The organism is Streptomyces hokutonensis (assembly GCF_042751305.1).
GTDB classification, from domain to species: domain Bacteria; phylum Actinomycetota; class Actinomycetes; order Streptomycetales; family Streptomycetaceae; genus Streptomyces; species Streptomyces hokutonensis_A.
Genome location: NZ_JBHYWD010000002.1, coordinates 116,655 through 139,079 on the forward strand (window position 1 = coordinate 116,655; position 22,425 = coordinate 139,079).

General features: G+C 70.6%; 25 protein-coding genes. 16 read left to right on the forward strand and 9 right to left on the reverse strand.

The features are described 5' to 3' along the window. Positions 1–98 precede the first annotated feature (98 nt). The 5 genes from ACFXC1_RS06630 to ACFXC1_RS06650 all read left to right on the forward strand — a co-directional run bounded on the left by ACFXC1_RS06630 (position 99) and on the right by ACFXC1_RS06650 (position 4,680). Positions 99–464 carry an ArsR/SmtB family transcription factor gene (locus ACFXC1_RS06630; RefSeq protein ID WP_381239721.1) on the forward strand — a complete coding sequence of 122 codons (366 nt, stop codon included), beginning with the start codon at positions 99–101 and terminating at the stop codon, positions 462–464. Then, on the forward strand, positions 461–1,093 hold the full coding sequence (locus ACFXC1_RS06635) for an SRPBCC family protein (RefSeq protein ID WP_381239723.1): 633 nt from the start codon (positions 461–463) through the stop codon (positions 1,091–1,093). The genes ACFXC1_RS06630 and ACFXC1_RS06635 overlap by 4 nt, the downstream gene beginning before the upstream one ends. An 84-nt stretch (positions 1,094–1,177) precedes the next feature. Then, positions 1,178–2,233 (forward strand): NAD-dependent epimerase/dehydratase family protein, encoded by a 1,056-nt coding sequence (locus ACFXC1_RS06640; protein WP_381239725.1) that lies wholly within the window; start codon positions 1,178–1,180, stop codon positions 2,231–2,233. Between the two features lie 134 nt (positions 2,234–2,367). Next, the gene (locus ACFXC1_RS06645; RefSeq protein WP_381239727.1) at positions 2,368–3,732 is read left to right on the forward strand and encodes an RICIN domain-containing protein; all 1,365 of its coding nucleotides are present in this window, start codon (positions 2,368–2,370) and stop codon (positions 3,730–3,732) included. Positions 3,733–3,774: 42 nt separating this feature from the next. After that, a complete protein-coding gene (locus tag ACFXC1_RS06650; RefSeq protein ID WP_381239729.1) occupies positions 3,775–4,680 on the forward strand; it encodes an aldo/keto reductase in 906 nt (301 codons plus the stop codon). Positions 4,681–4,696: 16 nt separating this feature from the next. Here the strand turns inward: ACFXC1_RS06650 and ACFXC1_RS06655 are convergent, their stop codons facing one another. Together ACFXC1_RS06655 and ACFXC1_RS06660 are read right to left on the reverse strand one after the other, a co-directional pair. Next, a complete protein-coding gene (locus ACFXC1_RS06655) occupies positions 4,697–5,155 on the reverse strand; it encodes a pyridoxamine 5'-phosphate oxidase family protein (RefSeq protein WP_381239732.1) in 459 nt (152 codons plus the stop codon). Positions 5,156–5,268: 113 nt separating this feature from the next. Next, on the reverse strand, positions 5,269–5,979 hold the full coding sequence (locus tag ACFXC1_RS06660; protein WP_381239734.1) for a dienelactone hydrolase family protein: 711 nt from the start codon (positions 5,977–5,979) through the stop codon (positions 5,269–5,271). 224 nt (positions 5,980–6,203) lie between these two features. Between ACFXC1_RS06660 and ACFXC1_RS06665 the strand changes: the two genes are divergently transcribed. The 4 genes from ACFXC1_RS06665 (at position 6,204) to ACFXC1_RS06680 (ending at position 9,172) form a co-directional block, all read left to right on the forward strand. Next, positions 6,204–6,575 carry a BlaI/MecI/CopY family transcriptional regulator gene (locus ACFXC1_RS06665; RefSeq protein ID WP_381239737.1) on the forward strand — a complete coding sequence of 124 codons (372 nt, stop codon included), beginning with the start codon at positions 6,204–6,206 and terminating at the stop codon, positions 6,573–6,575. Between the two features lie 51 nt (positions 6,576–6,626). Beyond that, positions 6,627–7,559: a M48 family metalloprotease gene (locus ACFXC1_RS06670; RefSeq protein WP_381239740.1), complete on the forward strand. Its 933-nt coding sequence runs from the start codon at positions 6,627–6,629 to the stop codon at positions 7,557–7,559. A gap of 95 nt (positions 7,560–7,654) precedes the next feature. After that, on the forward strand, positions 7,655–8,050 hold the full coding sequence (locus tag ACFXC1_RS06675; RefSeq protein WP_381239743.1) for a VOC family protein: 396 nt from the start codon (positions 7,655–7,657) through the stop codon (positions 8,048–8,050). Positions 8,051–8,101: 51 nt separating this feature from the next. After that, on the forward strand, positions 8,102–9,172 hold the full coding sequence (locus tag ACFXC1_RS06680) for an adenosine deaminase (protein WP_381239746.1): 1,071 nt from the start codon (positions 8,102–8,104) through the stop codon (positions 9,170–9,172). On the opposite strand, the gene ACFXC1_RS06685 is transcribed toward ACFXC1_RS06680, so the two are convergent. Continuing rightward, positions 9,154–9,669: a mycothiol transferase gene (locus ACFXC1_RS06685; RefSeq protein WP_381239747.1), complete on the reverse strand. Its 516-nt coding sequence runs from the start codon at positions 9,667–9,669 to the stop codon at positions 9,154–9,156. The two genes, ACFXC1_RS06680 and ACFXC1_RS06685, sit on opposite strands and share 19 nt — an antisense overlap. 27 nt (positions 9,670–9,696) lie before the next feature. Then, positions 9,697–10,587, reverse strand: coding sequence for a LysR substrate-binding domain-containing protein (locus ACFXC1_RS06690; protein ID WP_019069142.1), 891 nt, complete (start codon positions 10,585–10,587; stop codon positions 9,697–9,699). 125 nt (positions 10,588–10,712) lie between these two features. Between ACFXC1_RS06690 and mgrA the strand changes: the two genes are divergently transcribed. Next, positions 10,713–11,705 carry an L-glyceraldehyde 3-phosphate reductase gene (mgrA, locus tag ACFXC1_RS06695; RefSeq protein ID WP_381239750.1) on the forward strand — a complete coding sequence of 331 codons (993 nt, stop codon included), beginning with the start codon at positions 10,713–10,715 and terminating at the stop codon, positions 11,703–11,705. Here the strand turns inward: mgrA and ACFXC1_RS06700 are convergent. Next, entirely contained in the window at positions 11,695–12,681 is a 987-nt protein-coding gene (locus ACFXC1_RS06700; protein WP_381239753.1) for an oxidoreductase, read from the reverse strand. The two genes, mgrA and ACFXC1_RS06700, sit on opposite strands and share 11 nt — an antisense overlap. Positions 12,682–12,785: 104 nt before the next feature. On the opposite strand from ACFXC1_RS06700, the gene ACFXC1_RS06705 reads away from it, so the two are divergent. Then, entirely contained in the window at positions 12,786–13,715 is a 930-nt protein-coding gene (locus tag ACFXC1_RS06705) for an AraC family transcriptional regulator (RefSeq protein ID WP_381239755.1), read from the forward strand. On the opposite strand, the gene ACFXC1_RS06710 is transcribed toward ACFXC1_RS06705, so the two are convergent. After that, positions 13,705–13,992 (reverse strand): DUF1905 domain-containing protein, encoded by a 288-nt coding sequence (locus ACFXC1_RS06710; RefSeq protein WP_381239757.1) that lies wholly within the window; start codon positions 13,990–13,992, stop codon positions 13,705–13,707. The genes ACFXC1_RS06705 and ACFXC1_RS06710 overlap by 11 nt on opposite strands. 75 nt (positions 13,993–14,067) lie before the next feature. Further along, the gene (locus ACFXC1_RS06715; protein WP_381239760.1) at positions 14,068–14,451 is read right to left on the reverse strand and encodes a nuclear transport factor 2 family protein; all 384 of its coding nucleotides are present in this window, start codon (positions 14,449–14,451) and stop codon (positions 14,068–14,070) included. A 371-nt stretch (positions 14,452–14,822) separates the two neighbouring features. Here ACFXC1_RS06715 and ACFXC1_RS06720 point away from each other — a divergent pair, with 371 nt between their 5' ends. The 4 genes from ACFXC1_RS06720 to ACFXC1_RS06735 all read left to right on the forward strand — a co-directional run bounded on the left by ACFXC1_RS06720 (position 14,823) and on the right by ACFXC1_RS06735 (position 19,157). Further along, positions 14,823–15,233: a hypothetical protein gene (locus tag ACFXC1_RS06720; protein WP_026178618.1), complete on the forward strand. Its 411-nt coding sequence runs from the start codon at positions 14,823–14,825 to the stop codon at positions 15,231–15,233. A gap of 86 nt (positions 15,234–15,319) precedes the next feature. Continuing rightward, on the forward strand, positions 15,320–17,659 hold the full coding sequence (locus ACFXC1_RS06725; RefSeq protein WP_381239763.1) for an ABC transporter ATP-binding protein/permease: 2,340 nt from the start codon (positions 15,320–15,322) through the stop codon (positions 17,657–17,659). Between the two features lie 9 nt (positions 17,660–17,668). Then, positions 17,669–18,217: a thioredoxin domain-containing protein gene (locus tag ACFXC1_RS06730; protein WP_381239765.1), complete on the forward strand. Its 549-nt coding sequence runs from the start codon at positions 17,669–17,671 to the stop codon at positions 18,215–18,217. Continuing rightward, on the forward strand, positions 18,207–19,157 hold the full coding sequence (locus ACFXC1_RS06735; RefSeq protein ID WP_381239767.1) for a serine/threonine-protein kinase: 951 nt from the start codon (positions 18,207–18,209) through the stop codon (positions 19,155–19,157). The genes ACFXC1_RS06730 and ACFXC1_RS06735 overlap by 11 nt, the downstream gene beginning before the upstream one ends. A 56-nt stretch (positions 19,158–19,213) precedes the next feature. Here ACFXC1_RS06735 and ACFXC1_RS06740 read toward each other — a convergent pair whose 3' ends face one another. After that, entirely contained in the window at positions 19,214–19,630 is a 417-nt protein-coding gene (locus tag ACFXC1_RS06740; RefSeq protein ID WP_381239769.1) for a nuclear transport factor 2 family protein, read from the reverse strand. Positions 19,631–19,661: 31 nt separating this feature from the next. Continuing rightward, positions 19,662–20,951, reverse strand: coding sequence for a streptophobe family protein (locus ACFXC1_RS06745; RefSeq protein WP_381239771.1), 1,290 nt, complete (start codon positions 20,949–20,951; stop codon positions 19,662–19,664). 162 nt (positions 20,952–21,113) lie between these two features. Between ACFXC1_RS06745 and ACFXC1_RS06750 the strand changes: the two genes are divergently transcribed. Beyond that, positions 21,114–22,376, forward strand: a complete 1,263-nt coding sequence (locus tag ACFXC1_RS06750; RefSeq protein WP_381239774.1) for a DUF6777 domain-containing protein — start codon at positions 21,114–21,116, stop codon at positions 22,374–22,376. Positions 22,377–22,425 lie beyond the last annotated feature (49 nt).

Consider the following 22,425-nt stretch of genomic DNA (forward strand, 5'->3'; position numbering starts at 1 on the left):
CACCCAACGGCGCTGTTGTCTAACCCGCTGGCCTCAACCTAAACCACTCATTTTATACAGGGTTTATTATATAAGCGACCGGTGATACTTTGGTGCTCATGCACGCTTTCGATGTGCTCGGGGACCCCGTGCGCCGCCGCATCCTGGAGCTGCTCGCCGAGGGCGAGCAGCCCGCCGGGACGGTCAGCGATGTCGTCCGGCGGGAGTTCGGGATATCGCAGCCCGCGGTCTCCCAGCATCTGAAGGTGCTGCGGGAGAACGGATTCGCGACGGTACGGCCGGACGGCACCCGCCGCCTGTACGCGGTGAACTCCGAGCCGCTGCGTGACATCGACGCCTGGCTCGACCGGTTCCGCCGCCACTGGACCCCGCATCTGGACGCCCTGGCCACGGAGTTGGCCCGGGGCAAGCGTGAGCGCCGGCTCCACGAGGCCGACGACGACACTCCGAGGAGCACCCCGTGATCGACGTGACCCATCAGATCAACTCCGTGAGCCGCCGGGTCGGCCGCCGCGACTTCCAGGCGGGCGAGGCCCGCGTGATCACCATCGCCCAGTCCTACGACTCACCGGTCGCCGACGTCTGGGACGCCTGCACCAACCCCGAGCGCATCCCGCGCTGGTTCCTGCCGGTCACCGGCGAACTGCGGCTGGGCGGCAAGTACCAGTTGCAGGGCAACGCGGGCGGCACGATCGAGCGCTGCGACCCGCCCAACGGCTTCTTCGCGACCTGGGAGTTCGGCGGCGAAGTCAGCTGGATCGAGCTGCGGTTGACGCCCGAGGGCGACGGAGCGCGCTTCGAGTTGGAGCACATCGCCCATGTCGACGACACGAAGTGGGCCGAGTTCGGACCCGGCGCGGTGGGCGTCGGCTGGGACTCGATCCTCCTGGGGCTCGGCGGCAACCTGTCGGGCGCCAGTCCCGTGAAGCCCGAGGACGCCATGGCCTGGATGGCGTCCGAGGAGGGCCGCCGCTTCGTGACGCTGAGCAGCGAGGCCTGGTACGCGGCCAACGTCGCGAGCGGTGAGGACGAGGCGGCGGCCCGCGCGTCCGCCGACCGGACCACGGCCGCCTATACGGGAAGCGGGAGTTGAGAGTCGTAGCGGCCGAACCGCTGACCCGGGACCGATCACCGTTGTAGCGTGCGCGCTGGATGCCACGGGTGATCGGAGCCAGGGATGAGTGTCGGCGGCGGGACGGTGTTGGTGACCGGCGGCAGCGGATTCGTCGGCAGCCATCTGGTCCGGCAACTGCTGGAGCGCGGCTACCGGGTGCACACCACCGTGCGGTCCCTCGGCAACGAGGCGAAGGTCGCGCCGCTGCGGGCGATGCAGACCCAATTCCCGGGCGCTCTCGAGCTGTTCGAGGCCGATCTGCTGGCGGCGGGCTCCTTCGACGCGGCCATGGAGGGCTGCCGGGTCGTGTTCCATGTGGCCTCGCCGTTCCTGATGCCGGAGAAGATCAAGGACGGCCGGAAGGACGTCGTCGAACCCGCGCTCACCGGCACCCGGAACGTCCTCGCCGGCATCGAACGCACGCCCACCGTCGAGAAGTTGGTGTTCACATCGACGGTCGGCGCGATCTTCGGGGACTACGCCGACGTACGGGAGATGAAGGACGAGATCCTCTCCGAGGACTACGTCAACACCACCAGTACGGTCGAGAACAACCCGTACCACTACGCCAAGACCGTCGCCGAACGCGCCGCCTGGGACGCGGCACACGCACAGGACCGCTGGCGCATGGTCTCCGTCAACCCCGGCCTGATCCTGGGTCCTTCACTCACCCCGGCCTCGGACTCCGGCAGCCTGTTCCTCCTCGACGAACTCTTCAAGGGCTACTTCTTCTACGGGGCACCGGACTTCAGCTTCACCGTCGCCGACGTGCGGGACGTCGCGAGCGCGCACATCGCGGCGGCCGAACGCCCCGACGCGCACGGCCGATACATCGTCGCCGCGAGCCGGATGGCGTCCTTCCTCGATATGTCCCGCGCCCTGCGGCAGCACTTCCCCCGCAACTACCGGCTGCCCGGGCACGGCCTCCCGCACTGGCCGGTGCGCATCCTGGGCCCCGCGTTCGGGCTCACCCAGGACTACATCCGCAAGCACCTGGGGATCAGGTTCGCGGTCGACAACCGGCGCGGAGTGGAGGAACTGGGCATCCGCTACCGGCCGTTGGAGGAGACTCTGCTCGATCACTACGTGGCGTGGCGGGAGTTGAGGAGATCCCGCTGATCGGTGACCGCCCTTCGCCGTTCATTCCGCGGACCGTTCATGCCTCTTGACTGGTTCAGACCAGAGGCGCTTGGGTGTGGGCCGATCACCTTTCCGGTGTCATGAGCCTGACCACACTCAACCGAAGGGCACCCATGCGAACCCCCCACGCCCTGTTCGCCATCACCGCGGCGCTGGCCACGACGCTCGTCTCTCCACCGGCCGGTGCCGCCGACGCGGTCCCGGCGCCCGGCACCTATTACGTCCAGAGCGCCACCACCGGGCTCGACGCGGCCGACAAGGGGGGAGTGGTGGAGCAGCACAACCCCAAGGGCAACGAGGATCACCAGCAGTGGAACCTCAAGGCGAGCGGGTCCTCGTACGTCCTGGAGAGCGCCGACACCGCAGGCAGCTGCCTCGGCCGCTCGGGCGCCCAGGCGAAGACCGTCGCATGCACGAGCGCCGACGCGGCCTGGCAGATCAATGCGACCGGCGGTGACCAGTACTCGCTCCAAGTCCCCGGCACGGCAAGCTACTTGACCGTGGCAGCCAAGCCCTCCGGCGCCAACTACCCGGCCCAGCTGGCCATCGGCTCCTCCGGCGGCCTCGCCTCCTGGTACCTGACCCCGATCACTTCACCCACCAAGCCGATCCCGGCCCAGGACCAACGCACCCTGGACCAGGTCACGTTCCTCACCGCGCACAACGCCTACGCCAACGGAGTCGACGGCGGCTTCGCCCCGCCCTTCGTGAACTTCTTCCCCAACCAGGCCCGGGGCATCAACCAGCAACTCTCCGACGGTGTAAGGGGGTTCATGCTGGACATCCACCAGACCCCCGACGGCGCGATCCTCTGCCACGACAGCTGCACCCTGGTCAGCAGCCCGGTCGCCCTCAACGTCGACCTCCAGCGCATCGTGGACTTCCTCAGGGCGCACACCGACCAGTTCGTCACCGTCTTCCTGGAGGACTACGTCGACCCGACCGTCCTGCGCAGTGAACTCGCCCGCGTCAACGGCCTGTACGACGTCCTGTACCGCCCCGACCAGACCGGTGTGCAGCAGAACGGCTGGCCGAAGATGGCCGACCTGATCGCCGCCAACCACCGCCTGCTGATCTTCACCGACCACAGCCGCGCCTCCGACCAGTCCGCCGGACTGACCCGGGACAGTTTCGGCGTGATGTACCAGCGCGAGTGGACCGTCGAGAACTACTGGTCCATGGGCTCCGGCGCCGGCACCTCCGACTGGTCCTGCTACAGCCGCTGGTACGGCAGCGACCTCAACGTCCCGCTCACCCAGACCTATTCGGGGTTCCGCCCACTGTTCGTCATGAACCACTTCCGTGACGCGACCATCGCCGGGACGGCGGGGACCGACAACACCAAGGTCCTCGACCGGGCCCAGCGGTTCTGCCAGCCGGCCGCCCGCAAGAAGCCCAACTTCCTCGCCGTGGACCGCTACGACCTGGGCAACCCCGCCTCGGCCGTCGACAGCCTGAACACCTACACATATCCGTAAAGTGCGGGTGGCCGCGCCGCGCGCATGTGCGAAACTCCGCTGATGACCTCAGCGAAGATCACCGCCGCAGCCGCGGGCACCTGGAAACTCGGCGACCTGTCCGTCAACCGCATCGGCTTCGGCGCGATGCGGCTGACGGGCAGCGCCGCCTTCAACCTCGGCACTCCCAGTGACCGTGACCGCTCGATCGCCGTGCTGCGCAAGGCAGTTGAGCTCGGGGTGAACCACATCGACACGGCCGCCTTCTACTTCTCGACGCTGCGGTCGGCCAACGAACTCATCAACACCGCGCTCGCCCCCTACCCCGACGACCTCGTGATCGCCACGAAGGTCGGCCCCTTCCGCACCTACTCGGGGGAGTGGGGCAGCGCGGCACGCCCCGACGACCTGCGCGGTCATGTCGAGGAGAACCTCCGCCAGCTCGGGCGCGACCAGCTGGACGTGGTCTATCTGCGCCGGATGGGGCAGGACACGATCACCGAGCACTTCGGCGCGCTCGCCGAACTCCAGGAAGAGGGTCTGGTCCGGCACCTCGCGCTCTCCGACGTCGAGCCCCGGCACCTCGCCGAGGCGCAGGAGATCGCCCCGGTGGTGAGCGTGCAGAACCGGTTCGCGCTCGACTCGTACCAGGCCGAGACCGACGACATGCTGCGGATCTGCGGCGAACAGGGCATCGCGTTCGTGCCGTTCTTCGCCATCGCGGGCGCGGGGGGTGCCAGGAGTGCGACCACCGCCCACGACGACGGGGTCCTGGCCGTCGCGGACGCGCATGACACCAGCCCCGCCCAGATCCGCCTGGCCTGGACCCTGGCCCAGGGTCCGCACGTCCTCGCCATCCCCGGTACGGGCAACCCCGACCACCTCGCCGAGAACGTCGCGGTCGGCTCGATCCGCCTGACCGACGACGAACTGGCCGGGCTCAACGACCTGCACAGAAAGGCCGGTTGAGCCGGAGCAGGGCTGCTCACGCCAGCCATACGCCGTCCCGCATCAGATTTCGCTCGGGCAGCTCGTGCACCTCGTGCCACGCCTGGACGGCCAGCGGCCTCACCTGGAAGAAAGAGTAGGGCGCACGCTCCTCCCGGGGATCCCAGCCGTACTTCGCGTCGAAGGCCTCGGCAGCGGCGGCCGGGACGTCCTTGGCGGTGAACGCCGTGGCCTCACCGTCGATGAGCACGACGTCCCGGGTGTCCGCGAAGGCGAGCCGCGTCCGCCGCCCGGCGCTGAGGTTGTGGCCCGTGGGGTTCGTGGGCCGGGTGCACAGCCACACGGCCTCCCCGTCCCACACGAACCACAGCGGGACCAGAAAGGGCAGCCCGCCGGCGTCCGCCGAGGCCACCCAGATGTCCAACTCCCGTTCCAGACGCGCCAGTACGTCACGCCTGCGCTCCTCGTAGCCGCGGGGCGGCACGGTGATCTTCATGCCGGGGACGCTACCGGCGGCGCCCGCGCGGCGCCTCGGGCCGGGGTCGTAGGACCTCGGACCAGGGCGCCGTGGTGTCAGCAGAGAGAGGCGTGCGGGAAAGCGCTTTGGCGTCAGCCCAGTTGCGCGTGCAGGAAGGGCACCGTGCTCGCCCAGGCGCGGGCCGCGGAGTCGGCGTCGTAGACCGGGCGGCCGTCGTTGAAGAAGGCGTGGTTCGCCGGGTAGAGGCGCAGGTCCGCGATGATGCCGGACTCCCGCTCGACGGTCTCGCGCAGGGCGTCGAGGCTCTTCGCGGGGATGCTCTCGTCCAACTCGCCGTAGTGGCCCAGGATTTGGGCCTTCAGCCCGGAGAAGTCGGGGAACTCGCCCTGGATCACGCCGTAGAACGGTACGGCGGCGCTGACCCTGGGGTCGGCCGCCGCCAGGTACAGGACGAAGCCGCCGCCCATGCAGAAGCCGACCGCGCCGACCGTGTCCGAGGTGACCTCGGGCAGGGACAGCAGGTGGTCGACCGCGCCGGAGAGCAGTTCGACACCGCGGGCGACCGGGAGGGCCCGCATCATCCGCAGGGCCTCGTCGCTCTCGTGGGCCACGTTCCCGCCGTACAGGTCGGGGGCGAACGCGACGAAGCCCTCCTGCGCGAGCCGGTCGGCCACGTTGGCGATGTGGTCGGTCAGGCCCCACCACTCCTGGATGACGATCACCCCCGGCCCGCTCCCGGACGGCGGCAGCGCGAGATAGCCGTGGGCGGTGCCCCCGGCGCTGGGAAAGGTGACGTTCTGACGGGCCGGAGCTCCGGTCGACTTCGGCAGCTCGGAGGACATGACGCTCAACTCCTGTACGGCGGTGCGCGATGGGGGAGTGTGCCGGGGCGGCCTCGACACGATCACCAGCCTGTCACGCCCGGACCCGGAGGTCGCTCCGGCCCCTCCTCAAGGGGTCCGCGGGAACGGGCACACGGGTGCAGTGACGTCACGGCACCTTGATGACTACAATTCTGTAGACGGTCTGCCGGACCGCAGAAGAGGACGGGGTGAGGATCGTTCCCATGGCCGACGCGAAGGACGAACGCCGACCGGCGGGTGAGCTGGAGGCCACCGTCATGGCCGCCCTCTGGGCAGCCGGCGGCCCCCAGACCCCTGGAGAGGTGCAGCAGAGCCTCGGCACGGGCCTGGCCCGCACCACGGTGACGACGATCCTGACCCGGCTGCACGACAAGGGCGTCGTCGACCGCAGGCGCCAGGGCCGCGGGTACGCCTACTTCCCCGTCCAGGACGCGCAGGGCCTCACCGCCCGCCGTATGCACACCGAACTCGACCGGGACGGCGACCGGGAGACCGTCCTCGCCCGCTTCGTCGCCCAGCTCAGCCCCGACGACGAACGCGTCCTGCGCGACCTTCTCGAATCCGGTGAGCAGTAGCTGCGACGCGGTGGGGCGTGGGATCCTGGGTGCGATGAAATCCGGTGACCGATGATCGCCCTGCTGCTCCTCCCGCTCGTGCTGCCGTTCGCGCTGCGGCCCATGGCCCGGCGCGCCCTGGAGCGGCTCACGCCGGTCACCGCCCTGTGGCTGCTCACCGGCTCCGCGGTGACCGCGGCCGGCTGCACCATCGCCGCTCTCGGAGCGTTCGTCCTGACCGGACTGTTCCGACTGCCGCTGTTCGCGTCGCTCGGCGAACTGATCCACCCCCTGCGCACCTCCTACGGCGGTCTCGTCCCGCCGGCGGCAGTGCTGTCCGCCGGTGCACTGGCCGTCTGCGCCTGGACGCTGACCCGGTGGGCGCTGCACCAGTCCCGTGGGTTGCGTGTCGCCCGCACGCAGGCCGGGTGCGGGCCCGTCGCGGGTGACCTGTGCGTCGTCGACTCCCCGCACCCGGACGCGTACGCCCTGCCCGGGCGACCGCACCGCATCGTCGTCACCACCGGCATGCTGCGCAGCCTCGACGCCGCCGAGCGCGAGGCGCTGTTCGCGCACGAGCGGGCGCACAACGCGGGTGGCCACCACTACTTCCTCGTCGCCGCCGAACTCGCCGCCCGCTGCCACCCCGCGCTCGGCCCGGTCCGCGACACGATCCGGCTCGCGGCCGAACGCGCGGCCGACGAGGCCGCCGCCACCGTCGTCGGGGACCGGCGCCTGATCGCCCGAGCCATCGCCCGCGCGGCCCTCGCCGGACAGTCGGCCCGCTCCCGCCGCCCGGACTTCGTCCCCGGCGCCACCACCGGCCCGGTCCCGCAACGCGTCAAGGCCCTCCTCGCGGCCCCGCGCGTCATCCACCGCACGGCCGCCTGCGGACTCGCCGCCCTGCTGATCGCCTGCGCCGCGCTCTCCTTCGCCGCCTCGGCCACTTCGATGATCGACGTCCACCATCGGGTGGAGGTGGCGCAGGGCGAGGAGGCCCGCTGAGGGGCGGGCCCGACGGCGACTGGCGCGAGTGACGTTTTACGTATAACCTCACCCGTCAATATCCCGTCGAACGGAACCGCACGGAGAGCATCCCGATGAGCCGTATCGCCCTGGTCACCCTCGTCGTCGACGACTACGACGAGGCGATCCGCTTCTACACCGAAGCTCTCGGCTTCCGCCTCGTCGAGGACGCGCCCCGCCCCGACGGCTCCCGCTGGGTCGTGGTGACCCCGCCCGGCGCGGACGGCTCCGGCACCGGTCTGCTGCTCGCCCGCGCAAAGGGCGAGGACCAGCGCGGCCGGATCGGTGACCAGACCGGCGGGCGCGTCGGCTTCTTCCTGCACACCGAGGACTTCGCCCGCGACCACGCCCGGATGCTCGCCGCGGGCGTGACCTTCCTGGAGGAGCCGCGCCACGAGCCGTACGGTTCGGTCGCCGTCTTCCAGGACCTGTACGGCAACCGCTGGGACCTGCTCCAGCCCGCCGCCTGAACCTCCGTACCGCCCGACCCCGCTCACCGAACGACCGAGGAACGACCGCACATGTCATCTACGCGCATAGACGCCGACACCCTCCGCCGGCTCCCCAAGGCCGTGCTGCACGACCACCTCGACGGCGGCCTGCGCCCCGCCACCGTGGTGGAGCTCGCGGAGACGGTCGGGCACACCCTGCCCACCACCGACCCCGACGAGCTCGCCGCGTGGTACTTCGACGCAGCCAACTCCGGTGACCTGGTGCGCTACATCGCCACCTTCGAGCACACCCTCGCCGTCATGCAGAACCGTGAGGGCCTGCTGCGCGTTGCCGAGGAGTACGTCCTCGACCTGGCGGCCGACGGCGTGGTCTACGGCGAGGTGCGTTACGCCCCGGAGCTGAACACCGACGGCGGACTCACGCTCGCCGAGGTCGTCGAGACCGTCCAGGAAGGCCTCGCGGCCGGTATGGCGAAGGCCGCGGCGGCGGGGACGCCGGTCCAGGTGCGGACGCTGCTGTGCGGAATGCGGATGTTCGACCGGGTCGGTGAGGCCGCCGACCTCGCGGTGGCCTTCCGGGACGCCGGTGTCGTCGGCTTCGACATCGCCGGTGCCGAGGACGGCTTCCCGCCCGCCGACCACCTCGCCGCCTTCGAGCACCTGCGCCGCGAGAGCGTCCCGTTCACCATCCACGCCGGCGAGGCCCACGGCCTGCCCAGCATCCACCAGGCCCTCCAGGTCTGCGGCGCCCAGCGCATCGGGCACGGCGTCCGCATCACCGAGGACATCGTCGAGGGCAAGCTCGGCCGCCTCGCGGGCTGGGTCCGCGACCGCCGTATCGCCCTGGAGATGTGCCCGACCTCCAACCTCCAGACGGGCGCGGCCACTTCGATCGCCGAGCACCCCATCACCGCCCTGAAGGACCTCGGCTTCCGCGTCACCCTCAACACCGACAACCGACTGGTGTCCGGTACGACGATGACCCGCGAGATGTCCCTCCTGGTCGAGGAGGCGGGCTGGACGGTCGAGGACCTGCGCACCGTCACGGTGAACGCCCTCAAGAGCGCGTTCATCCCGTACGACGAGCGCAAGGCCCTCATCGAGGACGTCGTCCTGCCGGGCTACGCCGCCGCGCTCTGAAGCAGCCCCCGTACGTACTGGGCCTGTCCGACGTGCTCCAGGTCGTCGGACAGGACGCTGACCAGCCGTACGCCCAGGCTGACCGGCGGGTCCCAGCGCTCGTCCACGATCCGCTCGTAGTCCTCCGGGGCCAGCCCGCGCAGATACTCCAGGGTCTGCTCGTGCACCGCGTCGTAATACCCGGTCAGCTGCCCGGCCGACTCGACGCGCACCTTGCCGACCTTCGCTGAGGTGTGGCCGTATCCGGTGTCCCGGGCGGGCAGGTCGAGTCCGAAGCGCTTCTCCCAGCCCTGGGTGAGCCACACCTGGTCGAGGCCGGAGGCGTCGGCGACATGGTCGTCCTGGACGCGGGTCAGATGCCAGATCAGCCAGGCGATGGAGTTGGCGTCGGCGGCCACGCGCGCGTGCAGCTGGTCCGGTGTCAGGCCGTCGACGGCGGCGTGGACTTCTTCCCGGATACGGCCGTACGCGTCAATGAGGATGTCGTTGGCATGCATACGACCACCTTCGCGCATCGCCGTCGCTCACGCGGCCGGAGTCCCGGTTTCGAGGAGGGTCATGAGCGCCCTCGCCGCCGGACTGGTGGCCTGGGGAGGCGGCAGCAGGGCCACCGTCTCGTAGACCTCCTCGCCCGTTCCCTTGAGGGGGAGGGCGGTGAGGGGCTCGCGCTTGTGACGGAAGTGCTGGGGGACCACCGCGATCCCGAGGTTCTCGTCGATCAGGTCGAGGAGGCTGTGCACGTCGTTGACCTCCAGCGCGACGGTCCGCCGTACGCCCGCCGCGGCGAAGACGGCGTCCGTGGTGCGGCGCGAGGCCCAGTCCGGGTGGAAGTCGACGAAGACCTCGCCGCCGAGGTCGTCCGGAGTGACCGCCGCGCCGATCCGGGCGAGCCGGTGGCTGGGATGGCACAGCACGGTCATCGGCTCGCTGGTCAGGGACACCGAGCGCAGCTGGTCGGTGTCCGCCTGGGTGCGGTAGGCGAAGGCCAGGTCGAGGCGTCCGGCCGCGACTTCCTCCGCGAGCGCCCCGGAACCCGCCTGCCGCAGCCGGATCTCCACATCCGGGTGCCGACGCCGGAACGCGGCGAGCAGTCCCGCCACATGCACTCCGGCGATGCACTGCTCGGTGCCCAGGGAGAGGGTGCCGCGCAGCACGCCCTGCACGGCGGCCACTGCCTCGTGCGCCGACCGTACCTGTGCGAGGATCCGTTCCGCCTCGCCGAGCAGGGCCCGGCCGGCCTCCGTGAGCGTGACCCGGCGGGTGGTGCGCACGAACAGCGGGGTCTGCAACTCCCGCTCCAGGGCACGGATCGACGCCGACAGGCCCGACTGGGACACCATCAACCGCTCCGCCGCCCGGGTGAAGTGCTGGTCCTCGGCGACGGCGATGAAATGCTGAAGATGACGCAGCTCCATGATTGAGAAGCGTAACCGCTGAATTCCATCGGATTCTTCTGTTGGACCACTGCCCGCAGGTCGGACAGAGTGGACGACGGTTCCCTGGAACCGGTATCCCGTGTGCCAACCCCTCTGGAGTCGCGTTGTACACCGCACACCCCGACCGTTACGCGGAGCTGCCCTACCGGCGCACCGGACGCAGCGGTCTGAAACTCCCCGCGATCTCGCTCGGCCTGTGGCACAACTTCGGGCCCGACCGCCCGGTCGACACCCAGCGCGCGATCCTGCGCCGCGCCTTCGACCTCGGCGTCACCCACTTCGACCTGGCCAACAACTACGGTCCGCCGCCCGGCGCCGCGGAGTCCGCCCTCGGCGAGGCGCTGAAGGCGGACTTCGGGTCGTACCGCGACGAGCTGGTGATCTCCACCAAGGCCGGCTATCTGATGTGGCCCGGCCCCTACGGCGAGTGGGGTTCGCGCAAGTACCTGTTGTCCTCGCTGGACCAGAGCCTCACGCGCATGGGCCTGGACTACGTCGACATCTTCTACTCGCACCGCCCCGACCCGGAGACTCCCCTGGAGGAGACGATGGGCGCCCTGCACTCGGCGGTACAGCAGGGCAAGGCGCTCTACGTCGGCATCTCCAACTACTCGGCGGAGCAGACCCGGGAGGCCGCCCGCATCCTCGGCGAGCTGGGCACCCCGCTCCTCATCCACCAGCCGCGCTACTCGATGCTCGACCGCCGCCCCGAGGACGAGGGCCTGCTCGACGCCCTCGACGAGTTGCAGGTCGGGTCCATCGTCTTCTCCCCGCTGGAGCAGGGCCTGCTCAGCTCCCGCTACCTCGACGGCATCCCGGAGGGTTCCCGGGCGGCGAGCGACAGCCCGTTCCTGAACTCGGACGCGGTCACCGAGGACCTGGTGGGGCAGCTGCGCGCCCTCGACGACATCGCCAAGGGGCGCGGGCAGACCCTCGCGCAGCTGGCCCTGGCGTGGGTGCTTCGCGGTGGCCGGGTGACCTCCGCCCTGGTCGGTGCGAGCAGCCCGCAGCAGATCGAGGACAGCGTCGCGGCCACCCGCAACCTGGACTTCGACGCCGAGGAACTGGCCCGCATCGACGCGATCGTCAGGCCGTAAGCCGCTCGCTGATCTCCCAGAGGCGGGCCGCCGCCTCTGGGTCGACGGCGCGGGGCAGCACGCCAGGGGTGTTCTCGCCGGCGTACCAGGCAGCCTCGTTCTCGGCGGTCACCAGCGGGCTGATGTCGACGTTCTCGCAGTACACCCCGCCGAGGCCGGCCAGTTGCGGGCTGGTCGCGCACCAGACGCCGGTGGCCGCGCCCTGCTGCACGGTCTTCATCTGGCGCTCGGGATCACGGACGGGCCTGCCCTCGCCGTCGAGCGCCCCCGCGGCCTGGAGTACTGACGTGTCGAGGTGCTTGACGAGTCCGGTGTCGATGATGAGACCCGGGTGCACGGCGAAGGCCCGGATGCCCTGCGCCCGCCCGCGCCGGTCCAGCTCCACGGCGAACAGGGCGTTGGCCGTCTTCGACTGGCCATAGGCCGCGAACGGCTCGTAGGCCCGGTGCTCGAAGTGCAGGTCGTCGAAGTCGATTCCGGCGAAGCGGATGCCCCGCGAGGACAGCGCCACGACCCGTGCGCCCTCGGCCGCGACCAGCGCGGGCCACAGCCGGGTGGTCAGCTGGAAGTGCCCCAGGTGGTTGGTGGCGAACTGCGTCTCGTATCCGCGCGCGTCGCGCTTCAGTGGGGTCGCCATGATCCCGGCGCTGTTGACCAGGAGGTGCAGCGGGCGCCCGGAGGCGAGGAACTTCTCCGCGAAGGTGTCGATGGACGCCGGGTCCAACAGGTCCAGGTACTCGACCTCGGCTCCGGGCACTGCCTTGAGCGCCGTCCGGGCCCGCTCCACGTCCCTGGCCGGTACGACGATCTCGGCGCCCGCGGCGCGCAGCACGCGGGCGGTCTCCAGGCCGATGCCGGAGTAGCCGCCCGTGACGATCGCGACCCTGCCGGTGAGGTCGATGCCCTTGATCACCTCCTCGGCGGTGGACGTGGCGCCGAAGCCGGAGTTCAGGGGCTGCTGTGCGGTGGTGGTCATGTCTGCTCTCTCCTTGTCAGCTTGAGCTGGTGAGACCACCGTAGGTCGGCCGTTCCGTACGATGAATACTTGAGAATCCGCATTACTTGCGTGATAGTTCGAGCATGACCGTGGATCCCCTCTCCGATGCCCTCGCCGTCGCCGACGCACGCAGCGTGTTCTCCGGAGGGTTCACGGCCGGCGGCGACTGGGCCGTCCAGCTGCGCGGACGCGACCGGCTGAAGGTGAACGCGGTCGTTCAGGGCGGCTGCCTGCTGGTCCGGGACGACGGCGGTGAACCCCTGCGGCTCGCCGAGGGGGACGTCGTGATCTCCGACGGCGGACAGCCGTACACGTTGTGCAGCCGGCCCGGTGTCGAGCCGACCGACTCCGACGACGTCGTCATGGACCCGGAGACGCGGATGGGCCGCCTGGGGCAGGGCGAGGCGGTGGACGTCGCCTGCGTCTCAGGGCACATCGACCTGAGCCGCGACCGCGGCGACCTGCTGCGCCGGGCGCTGCCGGAGCTGGTCCACGTCCGGGCCGACTCGCCCGAGGCCGGTGTACTGCGGTGGCTCATCGGGCAGTTGGCGGCCGAGATGCGGACGCGCAGGGCGGGCGTCGAGCTCGTGTCGGCGCAGCTCGCCCAGTTGATGTTCGTCCAGGTGCTGCGGGTCTGTCTGGCCGAGTCGGACGGGCTGCCGCCCGGCTGGCTGCGCGCCCTCGCCGACGAGCGGCTGGCCCCCGCCCTGCGCCTGATGCACGGCGACCCGGCCCACCCCTGGCGGCTGGAGGAGCTGGCCCGGGCGGCGTCGATGTCCCGCACCACGTTCGCCGTACGGTTCAAGGAGGCGGCCGGAGTGCCGCCCCTGACGTACCTGCTGAACTGGCGCATGAACCTCGCCGCCCGGGCCCTCCGCCAGGACGCCGCCCCGGTCGGCGCCCTCGCCCGGTCCGTCGGCTACACCTCCGAGAGCGCCTTCAGCAACGCCTTCAAACGGGCGGTCGGGGTGGCACCGAGGCGGTACCGCGAGGAAGCCCTGACTAGGAGTTGAGCCGTTCTTCGAGCCGTACGGTCACCCGGTCGCCCTCGCCTTTCGCGATGGCCTTGCGGAGATCGGCCTTCACGGGCAGTTTGTGGGTGCCGTCCCCGAGAGCCATGAAGGAGCTGCGGAAAGGGTGACCGTCGATCGTGCCGCGCACCTTCACCAGACCGCGGGTGCCGAAGAACGCGACGGACTCGGGCCAGACGAGATAGGTCCAGCCGGCGTCGTTCGGGCTTTTGATCAATACGGCGGTGAATTCCTCGTTCAACGGGGTGCCGGTGCTCATGATGTCCTCCGCTCGGAGTGGCCTGTCGTACGAAAGACCGCCCCGAGCGGGAGAACTCATCGCGGACACCGGCTCTCAGGCCCCGGCGGGCACCCGGTCCAGGAAACCGAGCACGGAGCGGATACGGCCGTCCGCGTCCAGCGTGATCACGTCGAAGCCGGCGACGGGCGCCGACCCGTCGGCCTCGCTCACCAGTTCCCAGGCGAACCGTGCGGTGTCGTGGTGCCCGTCGACTGTCCCCAGGGGACGGAAGGCGAACCCCGGGAACTGGGCGTGCGCCCCGGCGATGAGTCCGGCGATCTCCGTGTGGCCGGTGACTGTCGCCAATGGATCGGTATAAGTACCCTCGACGGACCAGGCGGCGGCCACCGCCTTCGTCAGTGCCTCCGGCTCGCCCGCGTTCCAGGCCTCGAAGTAGCGGGCGACGGCGTTCTCGTAGCGGTCGGTGTTCTCGGACATGGTGAATCAGCCTCCGTCGAGGTTTGTTCGTACTGGTCAGGGCCCGGATCTCGGTCAGTGCCGACCCGGTGGTTCCACCATGCCGGGGACCGCGCGGAGGGTCGATTACCCCTCGGGTAATGGCGGTCGGAGATCACCGCAAAAGGGATCCCGAAGGTTTTCGGCCATAAGAGGCTGTGAATATGCCAAGAGACTGGCTAAAAAGTCGTGGTGACAGTGTTTCAGGAGTGAACATACTCGTCTGCTAGGGCACTACTTCACGATGCGAATCCGCCATCGTGCGCACCACCTGAGCCACCCGAGCCGCCAGCCAGAGCCGCATGGAAAGCGAGGCCCGACCGGCAATCGAGACACGCGACGGGGGAGTGATCGTGCACGACGAATTCCTGTGCCATGTCACCGCGTACGGTACCTGCGGCGGACAGCGCGTCGGTGTGCCCCTGGGCACCTACCGCGCTCCCACACTGGCACTGGCCCTGTGGTGGTTACGGGACCGCGCTGTGTGGATGGCCGACCGGCTCGACCCGCAGCCGGAGAACCCGCGCTTCCCCAGGGGTGCTCTGGTACCGGTCGCCGACACGGCGCCCGACGTGCCCAAGGCGTTACGCACCTGGGCCCGTGACGTCGGTCATCAGGAGCAGGTCGCCTACGAGTTGGCGGCCGGCCGGCTGGTGCAGATCGCCATCAGCGACGAGACCACCGAGTACGAGCTGCTCGCCGAATCGGTGGACGCCCTCCGTATGCAGCGGACCGTTCCCGCACTCGTCGTCCCTGTCGCCTGACACGCGTCGCCCATGGCACACCCCTGACCCCTGACCGCTGACCGCTGACCGGGCGCCCGGGTGAACGAATCGGTAGAATTCGGGTCATGTCAGAGCGGCCGATGGCGCCGACCGCGCCCGAACTCCTCCTGGAGACGGAGTCGGGCTCCACGGTCATGACCCCGAGCCGCGACTACCACGTGGGCCGCGATCCGCTGAGCGACATCGTCATCGACGACGCCCGGGTCTCCTGGCACCACGCGGTACTGCGGCCCGACGCCGACCACTGGACGCTGGAGGACGAACACAGCACGAACGGCACCTACGCCGACGGCCGCCGAGTCCAGCAGTGGGGCGTCGGCCCCGGCAGTGTGATCCGCTTCGGCAGCGCGGCCGACGGCCCGTGCGTCACCCTGGCCGACCGCCCGGCCCCGGCCCCGGAACGCCCCTCGGCCGTGTCCATGCCCGCCTTCACGGGCACCTTCCGGCAGCCGACCACCGTACGGCCGCTGCCCACCCGCACCGTCCGCATCGGCCGGGCCGCGGACAACGACCTCGTCGTCGACGACCTGATCGTCTCCCGCCGCCACGCCGAACTCCGCGCCATGCCGGACGGCACGTACGAGATCGTCGACCTCGGCAGCCACAACGGCACCTACCTCAACGGCCAGCCCGTCACCCGCGCACCCATGGGCCCGGGCGACATCGTCGGCATCGGACACTCCGCGTTCTGCCTCGTCGGTGACCAGCTGCAGGAGTACGTCGACACCGGCGAGGTCTCCCTCGACGTCCAGGACCTCACGGTCGCCGTCGACCACGGCCGCAAGGTCCTCCTGGACCAGGTGTCGTTCCCGGTCGGTGAGAAATGCCTGCTCGCCGTGGTCGGCCCCAGCGGCGCCGGCAAGTCCACCCTCCTCAACGCGCTCACCGGCCAGCGCCCCGCCGACCGCGGCACCGTCCTCTACGACGGCCGCGACCTCTACCGCGACTACGCCGAACTGCGCCAGCGCATCGGCCTGGTCCCGCAGGACGACATCCTGCACGCCCAGCTGACCGTGCACAGCGCCCTGTCCTACGCGGCCGAACTGCGCTTCCCCCAGGACACGGCGAAGGCCGAGCGGCAGGCCCGGGTCGAGGAGGTCGTCCGCGAACTGGGCCTCCAGCAGCGGGCCGAGCAGCCCGTGCACAGCCTCTCCGGCGGCCAGCGCAAGCGGGTCAGCGTGGCCCTGGAACTGCTGACCAAGCCGTCGCTGCTCTTCCTCGACGAACCGACCTCAGGACTCGACCCCGGCATGGACCGCTCGGTGATGCACATGCTGCGGGGCCTCGCGGACGACGGCCGCACCGTCATCGTCGTCACCCACAGCGTCCTCAGCCTCGACGTCTGCGACCGCCTCCTGGTGCTCGCGCCCGGCGGCAGGGTCGCCTACTACGGGCCTCCCGGCGACGCCCTCGCCTTCTTCGGTTTCGAGCACTGGCCCGAGGCCTTCGAGTCCTTCGAGCGCGATCAGGACCGGGACTGGGCGGGGGAGTTCAGGGAGTCCCCCTTCCAACGCCAGTACATCCGCAACTCCACCGCACAGCCCCATCTGCTCGGCTCCGGCCCGGTCGCCGTGTCCCCGCCGCCCAGGCCCCGCAGCCGTGGCGCACAACTCGGCACGCTGGTACGGCGTTACGCCGCCGCCCTCGCCGCCGACCGGACCTTCCTCGCCATCATGATCGCCCTGCCGTTCGTGATGGGTGCGATGGCCCGCGCGCTCGCCGGGAGCACCCTGACGCGGGAGACCGCGATGAACGCGCTGCTCATCCTCTGCGTCGGCGGTGTGCTGACCGGGGCGGCCAACGCCGTGCGCGAACTCGTCAAGGAACGCGCGATCTACCGGCGCGAGAGAGCCGTCGGCCTGTCCAGATCGGCGTACCTGCTCTCCAAGGTCGTCGTACTGGGCGCGATCACCGTGGCACAGGCCGTGGTGCTCACCCTGGTCGGCCTGTTCGGCGTCGACCTCAACGCACCACGTGGGAAAGGGGTGTTGATGCCACCCCTGATCGAAATCACCGTGGCCGTCGCCCTGTTGGCGTTCACCGCGATGATGCTCGGCCTGCTGGTCTCCGCGCTGGTGCGCAAGGAGGAGGTGACGATGCCGCTGCTCGTGCTGCTCGCCATCGTCCAAGTGGTGTTCTGCGGCGCCCTGTTGAAACTGCACGGCGTACCCGGCCTCGAACAGCTCTCCTGGCTCGTGCCCTCGCGGTGGGCGCTCGGCGGCATGGCCGGCACCATCGGGCTGGCCCGCATCGTGCCCGGCGAACTGACCGGCGATCCGCTGTTCCGGCACTCGGCCGGGGCCTGGCTGCTCAACATGGGCATGCTCATTGTCCTGTCGCTGCTCTTCGGCTTCCTGGTGTCCCGGCTGCTGCGCCGGCACGAACCCGCCGTGATGCGGAAATAGGGCGCCACGATGACGACCACCCCCGGCTTCCGGCCCACGCACGTCGTCCCCGAGCACGGGATGCCCGCCTGGGAGGCCCCGGACCCCGCCCGCCCCACCGTGCCGCTCGACGCGCTGCTGCCCGTGCAGCTCCTGGAGCGGCGCGGCGACTGGGCCCACGCGCTCTGCTCCAACGGCTGGTCCGCCTGGGTCGACGGCCGCCACCTGATCTCCGTCTCCCAGGACCCGCCCGCCGCCGGCGCCCCACAGGCCCGCACCGCCGACCCACGCCCGCTCCTCGCCCGCGCCGAACAGGCCCTCGCCCGCTACCGCAGCGCCGTGGAGGAACTCGCGGCCGGCGGCCTCGACGGCGCGTCCTTCGAGACCCGCACCAAGGGCCTGCGTATCGGGGTGGTCGTCGACGGCGCCTCCGTCTGGCTGTACGACGCCGACCACGAACGCTGGGTCTACGGCGACGGCACCCGGCTCAGCACCTACGCCACCGACGACGGACCCCGCGCCGAACCGGCCGACCCCGGCCACGCCCCCACCCAGGTCGTGAGCCCCGATGGCCCGTGACGCGAGCCACTTCTCCGGGCGCCCCTCCGAACTGATCGGCAAGCAGATCGCCGGTTACCGCATCGAGGACGAGATCGGCCGCGGCGGCATGGCGGTCGTCTACCGCGCCCACGACCTCCGCCTGGACCGCACGGTCGCCCTCAAACTGCTCGCCCCGGAACTCGCCCGCAACGACACCTTCCGCAAACGCTTCACCCACGAGTCCCGGGTCGCCGCCGCGATCGACCACCCGCACATCGTGCCGGTCTTCGAGGCGGGCGAGACGGACGGCGTCCTGTACATCGCCATGCGCTACGTCTCTGGCAGCGACCTGCGCCATCTCCTGGACCGGGCGGGCCCGTTGGGGCTCTCGGCGGCCACCCGCATCGTCGGCCAGGTCGCCTCCGCGCTGGACGCCGCGCACGAACACGGGCTGGTCCACCGGGATGTGAAGCCCGGCAACATCCTCGTGGCGCGCGGCACCGACGACGAACATCCCGAACACGTGTACCTCACCGACTTCGGCCTGACGAAGAAGTCCCTTTCGCTGACCGGGTTCACGACGGTCGGGCAGTTCGTCGGCACGCTCGACTACGTGGCTCCCGAGCAGATCTCCGGGCGGCCGGTCGACGGGCGCTGTGACGTGTACGGGCTTGCCTGTGTCGCCTACGAGACCCTTGCGGGGCGTCCGCCGTTCCGGCGGGACGACGACATGGCGCTGCTGTGGGCGCACCAGTACGACATGCCGCCGGCGGTCACCGAGTCCCGGGCCGATCTGCCGGGGCATGTCGACGCGGTCTTCGCGAAGGCATTGGCCAAGAGTCCTGACGATCGGTACGAGTCGTGTCTGGCGTTCGTGACGGAGTTGCGGGGTGGGGTGTCCGGGCATGCGGCGACGGAGGTGGATGTGGGGGTGGGGGCGGTGCCGGCGTGGGCTGCGCCGGTGTTCAGGGGGCGCTGAGGTCTCCTTGTCAGCTGCGGGCCGGTGGGGGCTGGTCGCGCAGTTCCCCGCGCCCCTCAAAGGACGCTGCGCGTCCCATTCAGTGGCACTCGCCGTGCTGACACCCTGCGGCGCGCTATCCGCCAGCCGGCTCCCATGGGCACCACCGTGTCCTCATACGTCACCGAACCGCACGAGCCGTCCGTCCGGATTCCCAGTCCCTTCGATCGGACCCGGACCCGTCCCTCCGCCGCAGCCTCGATCACCACGTTCGTGACGTGATGGGCGACGGGGTTCCCCGCTCCCAACGCCAGGGACGCGCCCACGAGTTCGGGAAGGCCGGTGACCGTTCCCTGGCCGAAGTCGGTGAGGTCGTACTCGACGTCCTGGGTGAACACCTCGTGCAGACGGCCGAGTTCGCCCTCGTCGACCAAGTGGCCGTGCAGTGCGATCAACTCCGTTATGGCCAGGCGGTCTTCGAGCGTCAGCGCCATGTCTGCCCTTTCCTCGGCTGGGCGCACACTCTCATGCCGGGCGTTGCGACTGCTCGGGGATTTCGATCTCGCCGTGGCGGCGTACCGGCTTGGCCAGCAGTGCGCCCAGGAAGCCCGCGATCAGTCCCCAGAGCGCCGCGAGCCCCACCGCCGACCACAGCTCGGGCTTCAGGAACAGGTCGCCGGAGAGGCCGCCGCCCACGTCGCCGATGCCGAGGAGGGAGAGGCCGTAGTGGGCGGAGACGCGGCCGACGAGGCAGATCATCAGGACCGCGAGGGCGAAGGCGACCGCCAGGTGGACGGCGTGCTGCCAGGCGCGGGTGTGGGCCGGTGAGCGGGCGGCCATCAGGAACGCGGCGGACAGGAGGAGGACCGCGTTCACGACCGGGAGCCACCACACCCTGCCGTCGAGGGCGGCGATGGAGTGCAGGTTGAGGGTGGAGATGTCCGGGGTGCGCAGGACCTCGTCGAGCAGGTGGGGCATGGGCAGGCCGAAGGGGCCGTCGACCCGGCCGTTCCAGGTGGCGCCCAGTCCGATCGTGAGGGTGAGCCACACGAGGTTCGGCATACCGAGCAGGATCAGGGCGAAGGTCTGGGTGACGTTCCCGCGTGTCACCGCGGTGAGCAGGGCGACGACGACGCCGAGCGCGACGTAGGCGAGGAGCAGGGCCACCACGGCGTACGCGGCCGGGCGGACGGACGCGTGGAAGCGCAGCAGCGCGGCGGGGAGCGGTGCGCCCGGCGACACCAGAAGGGCCAGCACCAGTACGCCGGCCAGCCACAGCAGGCCGAACAGCACCGTCTGCGGTACGTCCGCCTCGAAGCCGACCTCGGGTGAGGCGCCGACGAGGTCGCCGATGTCGCCGAGCGTTCCAGTGCCGAGGGAGATCGAGAACTTCTGGCGGGCGCCGAGGGCCAGTCCGATCAGGCCGAGCAGCCACAGGACGGCGATACGGGCGGCCCAGCCCGCCAGCTCCGCGGCCGAGGCGACCGCGCGGTGCCGCAGGGGCCGTAGGAACGCGGCAGCGGTTGCCAGGGCGCCGGCCAGGGTCACCGAGAGGGGGATGACCGTCAGGCCCGCTTTTGTGTCGGCGAGGGCGCCCGCGTTTCCGGAGAGCTTCACGGTGCCGCCGACGGCCGTCACCACGGTCGCCGTGACGACCCGGGGGAACGCGCCGTCCGGGAGGTCCGTCGCGCCCGCCGCCCACAGGCCCAGCGCGGCGACCACGCCCATGGTGATCAGCCCGGCCAGGACCGTGCTCAGGGCCTGGACCCAGCCGTGGCGGGCGACTGCCTGGTCGGAGGGGGTTCGGGGGGTCACGCCTGCCACGCTAAGCAGCGCCTGCGGAGCGCGCCCGCCGGGAGGGCCGTCCGCGTCGGCTTGCGGGCGGACGGGGGCCGGAGCACACAATGGGTTCGTTGTGAATAAAGCGGGATCAATCATCATGAATGCCGCTTGTGACCGCGTCGGGAAGAAGAACTCGTGAGCGTCGAACCTCCGTCTTCAGGCCGCCCCACCGGACCGCCCTCCGGCCCGCTGTCGGGACCCTCCCAGCCGCCTTCGGGCCCACCCTCGCAGCCCTCGGGCAGCGGTGGCGCCGGGGCACCGGAGCCGCACCGCCCCTGGTGGAAGTCGGCGCCACGCGTCGCGATCCTCACCGCGGTCGTGGTGGCCGCCGTGGTGCTGGGCCTCGTCTTCACCCGCTCCGACGGCGGCTCGTCCGGTACGGCGAGCAAGGGCGAGGTCTTTCTGCAGGCGGCGGCGAAGACCGGTCCGGACCCGTTCACGGAGTCCACGGCGAGCGAGAGTTCCGCCCCGCCCGTCTCCGCCTCACCCAGCGCCTCGGAACCGGCGAACGCCGTGCGCGGTGTCGACGGCGGTGCCCCCGGTCTCTACGGCGGCACCCAGAACGTCGCCAGCTGCGACGTGGAGAAGCAGATCAAGGCACTCCAGGCGAACCCGGCGAAGAACAAGGCGTTCGCGTCGGTCGTCGGCGTCCAGCCTGCCGGGGTCCCGGCCTATCTGCGCTCCCTCACCCCCGTACAGTTGCGCATGGACACCCGCGTCACCAACCACGGCTACCGCGCCGGCGTCGCCACCAGCTACCAGGCCGTCCTCCAGGCCGGTACCGCCGTCCTCGTCGACAGCCACGGCGTGCCCCGCGTCCGCTGCGCCTGCGGCAACCCGCTGTCGCCGCCGGTCGCCCAGCAGACCACCCCGAAGCCGACCGGCGACACCTGGTCGTCGTACCGGCCGCAGAACGTCGTCGTGGTCACGCCCGCACCGCAGGTGATCAACATCTTCGTGATCTACGACCCCCACAACGGGCACTGGTTCGGCCGCCACCACGGCGACACGGGGCGGCACGACCACCGGACCCCGCCGCCGCTGAACCCGGCCAGCCCCTCGGTGACCGTGTCCCCGCCGACCTCGCCGTCCTCGAACTCCCCGTCGCCGTGCGCCTCCACGTCCCCCGGCACACCGGGCACGCCCGGCGCGTCCACGAGCCCGTGCCCGCCGACGTCGAGCTCTCCGTCGTCGCCCTCAGCTCCTTCCTCGTCGTCGCCGAGTTCGGAATCACCGTCCTCCGAGCCACCGTCCACCGAGTCGTCGGCTGCTTCGTCGGCCTCGTCCTCAGCGCCCGAATCGGTATCCTCCAGCGCTACCACGACGTCCGCGTCGGCTGCGGTGTCGGGCTTCAGCGCGCCGGTTTCGCCGGGGACGAGTTCACCGTCACTCTTCTAGGGGGAGTGTCCGGCGTGGGGCTGGGTACGAGCACTGGTGCGACAGCAAC